At 75.2% G+C, this 12,532-nt stretch carries 12 protein-coding genes; 5 read left to right on the top strand and 7 right to left on the bottom strand.

Annotation, left to right across the window (positions count from 1 at the left end; genetic code table 11):
- Positions 1–219: 219 nt before the first annotated feature.
- The 4 genes from MXD57_RS14300 to MXD57_RS14285 all read right to left on the bottom strand — a co-directional run bounded on the left by MXD57_RS14300 (position 220) and on the right by MXD57_RS14285 (position 4,659).
- On the bottom strand, positions 220–1,470 hold the full coding sequence (locus MXD57_RS14300; protein WP_250401781.1) for an ANTAR domain-containing protein: 1,251 nt from the start codon (positions 1,468–1,470) through the stop codon (positions 220–222).
- 132 nt (positions 1,471–1,602) lie between these two features.
- Positions 1,603–2,022, bottom strand: a complete 420-nt coding sequence (locus MXD57_RS14295; RefSeq protein ID WP_250401780.1) for an STAS domain-containing protein — start codon at positions 2,020–2,022, stop codon at positions 1,603–1,605.
- A gap of 458 nt (positions 2,023–2,480) precedes the next feature.
- The gene (locus MXD57_RS14290) at positions 2,481–3,470 is read right to left on the bottom strand and encodes a glycosyltransferase family 2 protein (protein WP_250401779.1); all 990 of its coding nucleotides are present in this window, start codon (positions 3,468–3,470) and stop codon (positions 2,481–2,483) included.
- 823 nt (positions 3,471–4,293) lie between these two features.
- A complete protein-coding gene (locus MXD57_RS14285; RefSeq protein ID WP_250401778.1) occupies positions 4,294–4,659 on the bottom strand; it encodes a DUF3040 domain-containing protein in 366 nt (121 codons plus the stop codon).
- A gap of 273 nt (positions 4,660–4,932) precedes the next feature.
- On the opposite strand from MXD57_RS14285, the gene dhaK reads away from it, so the two are divergent.
- The 3 genes from dhaK to MXD57_RS14270 are packed head-to-tail and all read left to right on the top strand — an operon-like array spanning position 4,933 to position 6,989.
- Entirely contained in the window at positions 4,933–5,925 is a 993-nt protein-coding gene (dhaK, locus tag MXD57_RS14280; RefSeq protein ID WP_250401777.1) for a dihydroxyacetone kinase subunit DhaK, read from the top strand.
- A 46-nt stretch (positions 5,926–5,971) separates the two neighbouring features.
- Entirely contained in the window at positions 5,972–6,586 is a 615-nt protein-coding gene (gene dhaL / locus MXD57_RS14275; RefSeq protein WP_250401776.1) for a dihydroxyacetone kinase subunit DhaL, read from the top strand.
- Positions 6,579–6,989, top strand: a complete 411-nt coding sequence (locus tag MXD57_RS14270) for a PTS-dependent dihydroxyacetone kinase phosphotransferase subunit DhaM (protein ID WP_250401775.1) — start codon at positions 6,579–6,581, stop codon at positions 6,987–6,989. Before dhaL ends, MXD57_RS14270 begins: the two co-directional genes overlap by 8 nt.
- A gap of 85 nt (positions 6,990–7,074) precedes the next feature.
- Here the strand turns inward: MXD57_RS14270 and MXD57_RS14265 are convergent, their stop codons facing one another.
- Complete coding sequence (locus MXD57_RS14265; RefSeq protein WP_250401774.1) at positions 7,075–7,773, bottom strand: glycoside hydrolase family 75 protein; 699 nt, start codon at positions 7,771–7,773, stop codon at positions 7,075–7,077.
- Positions 7,774–8,015: 242 nt separating this feature from the next.
- Between MXD57_RS14265 and MXD57_RS14260 the strand changes: the two genes are divergently transcribed.
- Both MXD57_RS14260 and MXD57_RS14255 read left to right on the top strand, forming a co-directional pair.
- Complete coding sequence (locus MXD57_RS14260) at positions 8,016–9,032, top strand: fibronectin type III domain-containing protein (RefSeq protein WP_250401773.1); 1,017 nt, start codon at positions 8,016–8,018, stop codon at positions 9,030–9,032.
- Between the two features lie 155 nt (positions 9,033–9,187).
- On the top strand, positions 9,188–9,736 hold the full coding sequence (locus MXD57_RS14255; RefSeq protein WP_250401772.1) for a hypothetical protein: 549 nt from the start codon (positions 9,188–9,190) through the stop codon (positions 9,734–9,736).
- A 63-nt stretch (positions 9,737–9,799) separates the two neighbouring features.
- On the opposite strand, the gene MXD57_RS14250 is transcribed toward MXD57_RS14255, so the two are convergent.
- Entirely contained in the window at positions 9,800–10,384 is a 585-nt protein-coding gene (locus MXD57_RS14250) for a PadR family transcriptional regulator (protein WP_250401771.1), read from the bottom strand.
- A gap of 29 nt (positions 10,385–10,413) precedes the next feature.
- Complete coding sequence (locus MXD57_RS14245; protein WP_250401770.1) at positions 10,414–12,429, bottom strand: NADPH-dependent 2,4-dienoyl-CoA reductase; 2,016 nt, start codon at positions 12,427–12,429, stop codon at positions 10,414–10,416.
- Positions 12,430–12,532 lie beyond the last annotated feature (103 nt).

The raw sequence follows: 12,532 nt of genomic DNA, 5'->3' as shown, positions 1-12,532 counted from the left end.
CTGACGACTGACGGCTGACGGCTGACGGCTGACGGCTGACGGCTGACGGCTGACGGCTGACGGCTGACGGCCCAGGAGACCTCCGGGCGGCGCCGCGAGACGTCCGGGTGGCACCGCCCGGCCGGCTGCGGACGCCCGTGCCGCTCGCGGCACCCGGCCCGCCGGGCGCCACCGACGCGCGCCGCCGCCGCGTCGGTGGTATCCCCGGCGCGGACCTCCTCAGGGCGCGCGGCGGGTGAGGAGCCTGTGCAGGTGCTCCAGGGCGTCCAGGAGCACCGAACGGTGGTACCAGCTCAGCCAGGCGGCCGTGTCGGCGGCCAGGACGTCGAGGGCCTCGCCCCGGGCGCCGCCGGGCAGGCGGCCGGTCTCGGACCAGTGCAGGGTGATCACTCCGGTGCAGGACCCGGCGGTGGAGAGCACGGGGACGCTGTGCACGGCACGGGTGTCCGTGGCCAGCAGTGCGCGCCTGGCCTCGTCGGACAGCAGCGGCTCCGCCGCCACGTCGGGCACGCTCACGCGACGGCCCCTGGCCCGCGCGAGCGCGTCGGCCATGCCCTCGTCCTGGCCCCGGACGAGGTGGTCCAGAAACCTTTCGTCACAGCCGTGGTGGGTCTCCAGCGTCAGGGCGTTCACCGCCGGGTCCACGAACCGCACGTAGCCGGCGGCGGCCCGACCGACGGCCAGCGCCTCGTGCAGCACCGCGTCGATCATCTGGCGGCGGCAGCGCGGGTCCCGGCCTTCCCGGGCCAGGATCCGCGACTGCGGCACGGGCAGGGAGCGTCGGCCGGGGAACCACACCTCGCCGTCCGGGGGCCGGGCCACCACGACGGCGGACACCAGCACGCGCAGCGGCACGTTGAACCGCTGGGAGGACTCGCGCAGCACCCGGAAGGCGCTGCCGGAGTCGGGCAGGCCGTAGCGGGCCATCAGCGTGCCCTGCGCCATGCCGATCACCGGGGCGGTGCGCACCCGGGCCCGCAGGGCCCGGACCTCCTTGTGCAGGTCCTCGTACGAGGGACGCCACAGGTCGGCCATCTGCGAGCGCCAGGCCGGCAGGTCCTCCACCGGGGCCGTGGCCCGCGCCAGCTCGCGCAGCGCCTCGTCGAGGGTGGAATACAGGAGCACGCCGTCGAGGCGGGCGAGGTGCACGGCCTCGCGCACACCGGGGCGGGCCCGGATGATGATCAGGTCGGGCCGTCCGGCGCGAACCCGGGTGGTCTCGCTCAGCGCGTGGAGGACGGCGGCTCCACCGAGTTGCACGTGGGCCATGTCGAGGACCGGCCGCAGCCCGGCACGGTCGGCCTCCTCCAGATGGCCGCGCAGTTCGTCCGACCAGGCCTCGGCCCCGTCCGGGCTCAGGCTGCCGGACATGCGCAGGAGCAGCGCGCCCTCGGCGGGCAGACCCTCCACCAGGGACGATTCGATGACGAGCGGGGCCGGTGCGCCCGGGCCGGCGGAGGAGGATTTCACGGCATCACCACACCAGGACGTCACAAAGCCTCGAATATCCGCAAAGGCCTCTTCCTGACCTTGGAGCACCACCTTGCACGCTCGGCGCCCGGCCCTCAACCGCACCGCGCGGGCCCGGGCGGGCGATTCCCCTCAGCGGGGGCCGCCGGGCCCGGCCGGTTCGCCGGCCGGCAGGGAGTCCAGGGCGGACGCCGTGCTGGCGTGCACCCGGACGCCGGGCAGACCGGCCAGCCGCAGCGCCTCGCGCACATGGGGCCGCGGCTGGACGATCGGCAGGCGGCGGCCGGACAGGGCGAGCCCTCCGGTGGCCCGGTCCAGCGAGCGGACCGCGACGGCACTGGCCAGATACACCTCCGTCATGTCCAGTACGAGGTGCTCACCGGCCCGGTCGGACCGGCGAAGGTGCTCCGCCAGGGACTCGGAGAACTCCGTGGCGTTGGATGCGTCGACCGTGCCGCGCGCCCTGAGGAGGGTGATGCGGCCCGACTCGGGGCGGCTCTCCCGTACGGCTTGGAGCAGCAGCGGGGCAGCGGGAAGCTGGCCTTTGTCCATGGGCGGGGCACTTCCTGGGAGGGAGGGCTCGGCCAGCCGCTTCTTGACCGGGGAGGGGGCCCACTGTGCCGCCCACGAGGGCCCGAAGCAACGACGCCTCGTCGGCGTGTCGGACCGGGCGGGCCGGTGTGCCGGCCGGGGCGGCGGGGGCGCGGGGCCGGAACACCGGGACGCCGCGGGCGGCTGGTGCCGCGTCGGTCGGGGTCGCCCGTGAAGGAGCGGCGTCCGGGGGGGGTGCTCCCGGTGGACCGGCCGGAAGCCCTCGTACCGGGTGTACTCGGGCTTCCGGCCGGTGATCGAGCGCGCCTGCCGGGCGTCGCGACGGGGCGAACGCGGCCTGACGCGGCACCCCGTGCGGCACCTCGCCCCGGCGGGTGCGGTGGCCGCGCCCGGGCGACGGGACGCCCCCCTGGGGAGCGCGGTCGAACAGGGCGACGGGGACGGGTGCCTGGCCGTGCTCAGGCGGCGCCGGGTACGGCGCCCCGGTGGCGGACCGCCCCGCGCAGCCATTGCCGTACCGCGAGCGGGGGTACGACCACGCTGGTGCCCAGCATCCCGGCCATCTCGCGGGCGGTGCGCGGACCGGGCCGGAACCGGGCGACGGCGAACTCGGCCGTCCCCAGCGTCCACAGCGCGGCACAGACGGCCGCGGCGCGGCGGCGGCCGGTGAGCGCGCAGACGGCGGTGGCTAGCGCGGCGCCGGTGACCGCGACATGCCCCGGCAGCCGCCCCCGGGTGGCCAGGGCGCGGGCCCACCGGTCGGGCCCGTACAGCCGGCTTGTCAGGGTCTGGTCGCCGCGCTGCGCGGGCAGCGAGGCCCACCAGTGGGACGGGCCGCCCCGGGGCCGGGTGAGGCGGGTGCCGCGGTGCAGGGTCCAGCCGGCCCGCTCCATGCGCCGGGCGAGGCCGGCATCCTCCCGGAAGGCCCCCGGGAAGTGCTCCTCGAAGCCGCCGACCTGGATGAGAGCGGCGGTCCGGTACGCCATGTCCGCCGTGGTCCAGGCCGCGTTCTCCAGGCCTCCGATGGCGCGTTCCCTCCGGGCGCGCCGGCGGTCCGGGGGCAGGGGCACCCGCAGCCGCCCCCGGATGCCGCCGACGTGCGCGCCGGCCGCCCGGAGATCGTCGGCGAGGCCGCGCGACCAGTCCGGCAGCACCCGGACGTCGTCGTCGAGGAAGACGGTCCAGGGGGTGCGGACGGTCCGCCACCCGGCGTTGCGGGCCGCGGCGGCGCCCTTGCCGCCGGTGCGCAGGGCCCGTACCCGGTCGAGCAGTTGACCGGCGGCCTCCAGCGGCAGGCCGGTGTCGGGATCGGTGGGGGGACGGTCGTCGACGACGATCACCTCGTGCGGCGGGTGCCCCTGCGCCGCGGCCAGCGCGCGCAGGCACTCGGCGAGACAGGGACGGCCGAGCGTTCGGACGACGACGGTGTAGGCGGGAGCGGCGCTCATGCGAAGGCCTTTCCGCGGTGGACGGCGTAGCGGGATCCGGGCCGCGCTCCGGCGGGCGATGTGCTCGCGCCGCGCGCGGAACGGTCTGCCGGCGCGGTCGGCGCCGGCACCCGGATCCGGCAGCCGTTCGCAGGGACGGGAACCCGGGCGACGGCGCCGCCGGCCTCCACGGCACGGCACTGCGCCGGGGAGCCGCACGGGTCCACCGGTCGCGGGCTCGTCCGTGGTCGGCTCCGTCCGCCTCGCCGGGCTCTCCGGGACGCCCGGAGCACCACGGGAGGCGGGTGTTCGGCGGGGCGCCGCGGGAAGCGGGCGCTCGGTGGGCGGATGCGGCCGGACCGGCCTCGTCGCCGGCTCGTCGGACGGGACCGCGCTGGAGGACGCGGGGAACCCGGTCCCCACTGACCCGAGGACCTCCCGCGTCGGCCGCCGCTGGCTGGACGGCACTGGCAGCGGTGTTCCCGTGCCAGTCGACTTCACACCCTAGGTCCATCTCGTCGGACTTGGCGAGTCGGTGCACGCCGCTGGGCGCCCGCCACCCCGGGAGGGCGGGAGTCCGCGGTCCGCAGGGATCCCGGACCGCCGGCGGGGAGGGTGGGCGGTCCGGGGCGCGCCGCGCACGGTCCCCCGGCGGGCGACGACACGGTCCACGGCGGTGGCGCGGCGCGGGAACTGACGGCCGTTCACGGTGAACTGCGCATGGGCTTCGCGGGAGATCCCCGGCCGGATCGGGGCCGCGCCTTCCGGCTCCGGCACGGCGGGCCGGCCGCGGGACGCGGTCCGGGGCGGGAGAAGCCGAGGAGACCCGCGGCGGCCGGCCCGCTCAGTGCCACCGGGTGAGCCCGCGGCCGGGCCGGGCACGGCGGGCGACGCGGCACAGCAGCCGGCAGGACTGGACCAGGGTGAGCGGCCACAGCAGCGCGAAGCACCACAGCGGTGCGGGTGCGGAGGTGCGCACTCCGCTGACGGCCGCGAAGGCGGACGCCGTGAGCAGCAGCGCGACGGAGAGCGGAAGCCAAAGGCCCCGCCGGCTCCGGGTGCTGCGGTGCTCCCCTGCCATGCGGCGCGCGGCGGCGTGCATACGGCGGGCCAGCCTGCGGTCCTGCCGGAGGTTCGCCTCGATGCGCAGCAGCGCGAGCCGCTCGCGCGGTGAGAGCCGAACGTCCTCGGGGGTCTCCCAGTCGTCCACGGAAACGGCACCTCCTCGAACCGGCCGGCGGCCCGCCCCCTCTCCCGGGCTCCTGCGGGGGCCGAGTTCCCCGTGCGGCCGTACCGAAGCGGCCGCAGCCACGGGCCCCGCCGCGACCGGGACGGCCGTCGCCGCGACCGTGGGCCCGAACGTGACCTTCCGTCCCGCAGGGCCGATACTGCCATTAGCAAGGTCCAGCCCTCTCCCATCGCCCTATACGACCAGCGGGTACCGGGCCGACGGCCCTCCCGCCAGGCTTGTCAGGAGGCACCCATGAGGATGCTGATCAACGTCCCGGAGACCGTCGTGGCGGACGCGCTGCGGGGTATGGCGGCCGCTCATCCGGAGCTGACCGTGGACGTGGAGAACCGGGTGGTCGTGCGCCGGGACGCCCCCGTGGCCGGTCAGGTGGCGCTCGTCTCGGGCGGCGGATCCGGGCACGAGCCGCTGCACGGCGGCTTCGTCGGTCCGGGCATGCTCTCGGCGGCCTGTCCCGGAGAGGTGTTCACCTCGCCGGTGCCGGACCAGATGGCGCGGGCCGCGGCGGCCGTCGACAGCGGCGCCGGCGTGCTGTTCGTCGTGAAGAACTACACCGGGGACGTGCTCAACTTCGACATGGCGGCGGAACTCGCCGAGGACGAGGGCATCCAGGTGGCGAAGGTGCTGGTCAACGATGACGTGGCGGTGACCGACAGCCTGTACACGGCCGGCCGGCGCGGCACCGGCGCCACGCTGTTCGTGGAGAAGATCGCGGGCGCGGCCGCGGCCGAGGGGCAGCCCCTGGAGCGGGTGGAGGCCATCGGGCGCCAGGTGAACGACAACGCGCGCAGCTTCGGCGTGGCGCTCAGCGCCTGCACGACCCCGTCGAAGGGCAGTCCCACCTTCGATCTGCCGGACGGCGAGCTGGAGTTGGGCATCGGCATCCATGGCGAGCCGGGCCGTGAGCGACGGGCGATGATGACCTCCGGGGAGATCGCCGACTTCGCCGTGCACGCCGTCCTGGAGGACATGCCCCCGCACAACCCCGTGCTGGTCCTGGTCAACGGCATGGGCGCGACCCCGCTGCTGGAGCTGTACGGCTTCAACGCCGAGGTGCAGCGGGTGCTCACCGAACGCGGCGTGACCGTGGCCCGCACCCTCGTCGGCAACTACGTCACCTCACTCGACATGGCGGGCGCGTCGGTCACCCTGTGCCAGGTAGACGAGGAGCTGCTGCGGCTGTGGGACGCGCCGGTGAAGACCCCTGGGCTGCGCTGGGGGATGTGACGGGGCGAACGACTCGGCCAACCCCCCTACCACGCAAGGAGATCCAGTGCTCGACGCCGATTTCTTCCGCCGTTGGATGGCCGCGACCGCCGCGTCGGTCGACCGGGAGGCGGACCGGCTCACCGCCCTCGACTCGGCCATCGGCGACGCCGACCACGGCAGCAACATGCAGCGCGGGTTCACGGCGGTCATGGCCGCTCTGGAGAAGGAGACGCCGGGCACTCCGGGCGCGGTGCTGACCCTGGCCGGGCGGCTGCTGATCTCGACGGTCGGCGGGGCGTCCGGACCGCTCTACGGCACCCTGCTGCGCCGGACCGGCAAGGCGCTCGGCGACGCCGCGGAGGTGAGCGAGGAGCAACTGGCCGACGCGCTCCGGGCGGGCGTGGACGGGGTGATGGCGCTCGGCAAGGCGACCCCCGGCGACAAGACGATGATCGACGCGCTGGTCCCGGCGGTGGACGCGCTCGGCGACGGGTTCGCCGCGGCGCGCTCGGCCGCCGAGGAGGGAGCGGTGGCCACCACACCGCTCCAGGCCCGCAAGGGCCGGGCCAGTTACCTCGGCGAGCGCAGCATCGGCCACCAGGACCCGGGCGCCACGTCCTCCGCGCTGCTGATCGCCGCACTCGGCGCAGCGGCCGGCGGGGAGGCCCGAGGTGAGTGACGAGAAGCTGGTGGGGATCGTGCTGGTCTCCCACAGCGCGGCGGTCGCCGCCTCCGTCGCCGAGCTGGCGAAGGGCCTCGCGGGTGGCGCCGAGGCGGTGCCGGTCGCCGCGGCGGGCGGTACCGAGGGCGGGGACCTCGGGACCAGCGCCGAGCTGATCTCCGCCGCGGCCGCCGCCGCGGACCGGGGCGTGGGTGTCGCCGTGCTCATGGACCTCGGCAGCGCGGTGCTCACCGTGAAGGCGCTGCTCGCCGAGGGCGACGAACTCCCGGACGGCGCACGGCTGGTGGACGCCCCGTTCGTCGAGGGTGCGATCGCCGCGGTGGTCACGGCGGCCACGGGCGCCGACCTGGACGCGGTCGAGGCCGCGGCGGCCGAGGCGTACGGCTACCGCAAGGGATGAGACCGGGGCCGGCGGCCGCCCGCGGGACGACCGCCGCGTCGCCGCCGGCGGCAGCCCGGACGGGACGGGGCCGGCGGAGCCGGCCTCAGTGGTGGTCCACGAAGTGGCGGGCCAGGCGCTCGCCGGCCCGCACCGCCGCCCGGCGGCTCTCGATCGGGGTGACGCGCGAGTCCTTGAAGACGATGTACGTGACGCCGGAGGCGGCACCACCGCGGATCGGGTCGGGATGGATGCCCAGACCTCGTGCGGTGGCGTAGGAGGCCTCGCCGATGACGTCGCGCGGGCCCGCGTCCCCCACGACCGCGTACTGCACCCGGTCCCGGTAGACCACGGCCGCCACGGAGCCGCCCCGGATCCCGTAGTCGCGGTGGTCCCAGATGCGGCTGGGGACCGGCAGCACGATGTAGGGCAGGGACGCGGCGTTCAGATGGCGGCCGTCGGACTGCTGGTAGGCGGTGGCGGCCGAGAACAGCGGGTCGGTGTGGCGGTTGCAGCGGGCCGTGGGCCGCCCGTCGCAGTCGATGTCCAGATCGGCCTTCCAGAACACGGCCCCACGGGTGCCGCACACGGAGACCTTCGTGGACGAGGCGTCGTCGGTGCGGTACCGGCCTCGGGAGATCCGGTCGCAGGAGCGCACCCGGTCCAGCAGGTCGGCGGCGCTCACGGCACCCTCGCTGCGCGCGGCCGGTGGCCTCTCCCCGGTCGGGACGGCGGCGGCGGGCCGTGTGGTCGGGGCGAGCAGGGCGGCACCGGCCGCGGCCAGCGTCAGCGTCTGGACACGCACTCTGAGGGACCCTCTCCTCGGGAACATTCCGGACACCATGCCCAAAACGTGATCAATCAGCGAGTGCGACACCCCTTTGGCTCCGAATGGAGCAGTATCTTGACGCGTTCGTCTGATGAGCGGCCGAAACGCGTGATGCGTCCTGGGGCGGCACCCGTTCGGCCCCCTTGCCATGCCGCCACCCACCGGGTCATATTGGTCCGGACCTTTGCCGCGACCGCCGTCCCCGGGGGGGCAGAGCCGTGCGACGCGTTCCGCTTCCGCCCCTGCTGGTCCCCGCCGTCCTCCTGCTGGTCGCGTCCTGCGGCTGGGGCGGGGCGGACGGGGGCGGCGACGGCAGGGCGCCGGGCGCTCCGACGGGGGTCACCGCCGCGGCCGGCAGCGCGACGAGCGTGCACGTGATGTGGAACGCGGTGGCGGACGGCTCCGCGATCCGCGTCTACGAGGTGTACCGCGGCCGGACCAGGGCCGGCGAGGTTCCGGGCTCGCAGCACATGGTGGACGTCACCGGGCTCAGGCCGTCCACCATGTACGCCTTCACCGTGCGGGCCCGGGACGCGCACGGCCGCCTCGGGCCGCCGAGCCGGGCGGTGCCGGCGCGGACACCGGCCGCGGTGGCGGCGGACCGCTCGGCACCGACCCGCCCGGGCCGGGCCGCCGGCCGGGCGGTGGGCGGCCGCGCGGTACGGCTGTCCTGGTCCGCGTCCCGGGACGACCGGGGTGTGGTGTCGTACGACGTGCTGCAGGGCGGCGCGAAGATCCACAGCGTCGGCGGCGGCCGGCGCGCGACGGTGGTCACCGGGCTGCGCCCGGGCAGCCACTACGTCTTCACCGTGCGGGCCCGGGACGCTGCCGACAACCTCTCCCCCGCGAGCGCCCCGGTCCGCGTCACCACGCCGGGCACCGACGACGGCCGGGACACCGCGCCGGCCTCCTTCACCGCCTCGAGCCACCGGTCCGACGGGGCGTACTACATCGATCTGTCCTGGGATCCGCCGGTCGTCGACGGGGTGATCACCGAGTACCGGATCCAGCTCGACGGCGCCACGGCCACCTCGCTGGTGTGGGGCGGCGATCCGCCGCGCGGCCGGGCGCACCACAGTTTCTTCGCCGGTCGCGAGGCGGGCACGCAGCACCGCGTGCGGCTCGGGGCACGGCTGCCGGACGGCACCTGGGGAGGCTTCTCGGCCGAACGGACCGTGACCCTGGGCCGGGCCCTCACGGCCGGGTCCGCCGGGCTCGCGACGCCACGCACGTGACTCCCGCCGGACGGCGTGGCGCTCACCCGACTGGGCGCGGTCCGGGTGCGGCGGGGTCCGGCGCCGCGTTTGCTGCGTTGAGGCAGCACGGACGTTTCCCGACCCTCGGCGGCGCATGGGACGTACCGCCAACCGTGCCGCCGGAGGGCCAGCCAATGCGTAACTCCCGACTTCTCCTCCGCTCCGGCCTGACCCTGGCGGCCGCCGCGCTTCCGGCCTCACTCGCCGGACCGTCGGCCGCGGCCTCGGGAATATCGGTGAGCACCACCGGTTCCACGGTCTCGGTCGTCACCAGTGCGTGCACCCAGAACAACGGCAGCTGGGGCAACGCCTCCCTCATCGGCAGCCGTCAGGGGACCTTCTCCCAGGGCCGGCAGGTCGCGCTCTCGGGCACCACCATCAGCCAGTCCGCGGCCTGGTCGGGGGTGAGCCCGGGGACGTACACGGTGGTCGTGATGTGCTCCAACGGCACGACCGCCGGCACCCAGTCCGTGGTCGTCTCCGCGCCCACCGGCGCGTCGAGCGCGCCCACGATCTCGTCGACCTACACGCCCGCGCCCTCGCGCGGTGTGCAGGGCGGCGTCGGCGGCGCCTCCCGTGACTACGGGCCGCTCACCCTGGGGATCGGCGCGACCCTGGTGACGGGCGCCGTGGCCGCCGCGGTCTGGTTCCTGCGCCGCCGTTCGAAGCCCTACCGGCTCTGAGCCGGCGGGCAGGCGCCCACGGCGCTCCGGCGGTACCGGCACCGATCCGGCGGCCGGCGTCCCTCAGGGAGGCGTGCCGTCCGCCGGCTCCGTGCCGTTCGGCCCCGCTGGTCCGCCGAGTTCGCCGAACTCCTCCAGCGCCCGGGTGAGCCACTGGGTCCAGAAGGTCTCCAGGTCGATGCCGGCCCGCAGGACGAGGTGGCGCAGCCGGTCCCCGGGGGTGCCCCGGCCCGGGGGGAAGTCGCGCCCCTCGATCTCCTCGTACTCGGCGAGCTGCCGCCGGTGCAGATCCAGATGGCGGCCCAGCTCGGCCTCCAGCCCGGCGGTGCCGACTACCGCGGCCGCGCGCAACCGCAGGAACAGTGCGTCGCGGTGCGGCCTGGGATCCTGCGACTCGGCGGTCCAGCGGGCCAGCTCGGCGCGGCCCGCGGGCAGGACCTCGTAGCTCTTCCTCTGCCCGCGGGCCGGCTGTTCGGCCGGCAGCGCGCGGATGAACCCCTCCCCCTCCAGCCTCCCCAGCTCGCGGTAGATCTGCTGGTGCGTCGCGGACCAGAAGTAGCCGATCGACCGGTCGAACCGGCGGGTCAGCTCCAGGCCCGAGGACGGCTTCTCCAGCAGGGCGGTGAGGATGGCGTGCGGGAGTGACATGGGCTCATCCTAGGGACGCGCGCCGGGCCCTACAGTGCCGCCGCCAGCTCGGTGCCCTGCTTGATGGCCCGCTTGGCGTCCAGCTCGGCCGCGACGTCGGCGCCGCCGATCAGGTGGGCGCTGCGGCCGGCCGCGACCAGCTCCTCGTACAGGTCGCGGCGCGGTTCCTGGCCGGTGCACAGCACCACCGTGTCCACCTCCAGGACGGTGCTCTCGCCGTCGACGGTGATGTGCACTCCGGCGTCGTCGATCCGGTCGTAGCGCACACCCGGGACCATGGTCACCCCCCGGTGCTTGAGTTCGGTGCGGTGGATCCAGCCGGTGGTCTTGCCCAGTCCGGCGCCGACCTTGGTGGTCTTGCGCTGCAGGAGGTGGACGCTGCGGGGCGGGGCGGGCCGGAGCGGGGCGGTGAGGCCGCCGGGCGCCCGGTACTCCATGTCCACGCCCCAGTTGCGGAAGTACGTGCTCGGGTCCTCGCTCGCCTTGTCGCCGCCGTCGGTGAGGTACTCGGCGACGTCGAAGCCGATGCCGCCGGCGCCGAGCACGGCCACCCGGTCGCCGACGGGGGCGCCGTCGCGCAGCACGTCGAGGTAGCCGAGGACGCGGGGGTGGTCGGCGCCGGGGATGTCGGGGACGCGCGGGGTGACGCCGGTCGCGACGACGACCTCGTCGTAGCCGTCGAGGTCCGCCGGGGTGACCCAGGCGCCGAGCCGTACGTCGACACCGTGCTCGTCGAGCTGGTGGCGGAAGTAGCGCAGCGTCTCGTCGAACTCCTGCTTGCCGGGGACCTTGCGGGCCACGTTGAGCTGGCCCCCGATCTCGCTCGCGGCGTCGAACAGGGTGACGGCGTGGCCGCGTTCGGCGGCGCTGACGGCGCAGGCCAGTCCCGCCGGACCGGCGCCGACGACCGCGACCCGCTTGGCCAGCCGGGTCGGGGACAGCACCAGTTCGGTCTCGTGGCAGGCGCGCGGGTTGACCAGGCAGGAGGTGATCTTCCCGCTGAAGGTGTGGTCGAGGCAGGCCTGGTTGCAGCCGATGCAGGTGTTGATGGCCTCCGGCTTCCCGGCCGCGGCCTTCGCGACGAAGTCGGGGTCGGCGAGCATCGGGCGGGCCACGGAGACCATGTCCGCGCCGCCGCCGGCGAGCAACTCCTCCGCCAGCTCGGGGGTGTTGATGCGGTTGGTGGTCACCAGCGGGACGGACACCTCGCCCATCAGCTTCCTGGTGACCCAGGTGTAGGCGCCACGCGGCACGGAGGTGGCGATGGTGGGGATGCGGGCCTCGTGCCAGCCGATGCCGGTGTTGATGATCGTCGCACCGGCGGCCTCGACGGCCTTGGCGAGGGTGACGACCTCCTCCAGGGAGGAGCCGCCCGGGACCAGGTCCAGCATGGACAGCCGGTAGACGATGATGAAGTCCTCGCCGACGGCCTCGCGCACCCGCTTGACGATCTCGACGGGGAAGCGCATCCGGTTCTCGTAGGTGCCGCCCCAGCGGTCGGTGCGCCGGTTGGTCTGCGTCGCGATGAACTCGTTGATCAAGTAGCCCTCGGAGCCCATGATCTCGACGCCGTCGTAGCCGGCCCGCCGGGCGAGGCGGGCGGCGCGGGCGTAGTCCTCGATGGTCCGCTCGACGTCGGCGTCGCTGAGCTCGCGCGGGACGAAGGGGCTGATGGGCGCCTGAAGCGGGCTCGGGGCGACCAGGTCCTGGTGATAGGCGTACCGGCCGAAGTGCAGGATCTGCATGGCGATCCGGCCGCCCTCGCGGTGCACGGCCTCGGTGACCGTCCGGTGCTGCTCGGCCTCCGCCTCGGTGGTGAGCCGGGCGCCGCCCTCGTAGGGCCGGCCCTCGTCGTTGGGCGCGATGCCGCCGGTGACGATGAGGCCCACTCCGCCGCGGGCGCGGGCCGCGTAGAACGCCGCCATCCGCTCGAAGCCGCGCTCGGCCTCCTCCAGGCCGACGTGCATGGAGCCCATGAGCACGCGGTTGGGCAGGGTGGTGAAGCCCAGGTCGAGCGGGGACATCAGGTGCGGGTATCGGCTCATGGGGGCCCTCCGTGCGGGGTGCGGTCGCCTCTTGTTGTAGAGGAAGCGCACGCCGTTGTGCAACTAGTTGCACAAACAGTGGGGGGTGAGCCCGGCCACTCCG

Origin of the sequence: Streptomyces cellostaticus, assembly GCF_023630175.1 — a bacterium.
In the GTDB taxonomy this organism is placed as follows: domain Bacteria; phylum Actinomycetota; class Actinomycetes; order Streptomycetales; family Streptomycetaceae; genus Streptomyces; species Streptomyces cellostaticus_A.
Note: the sequence above shows the minus strand (reverse complement) of the source record. Positions and strands in the feature narration are given on the sequence as shown.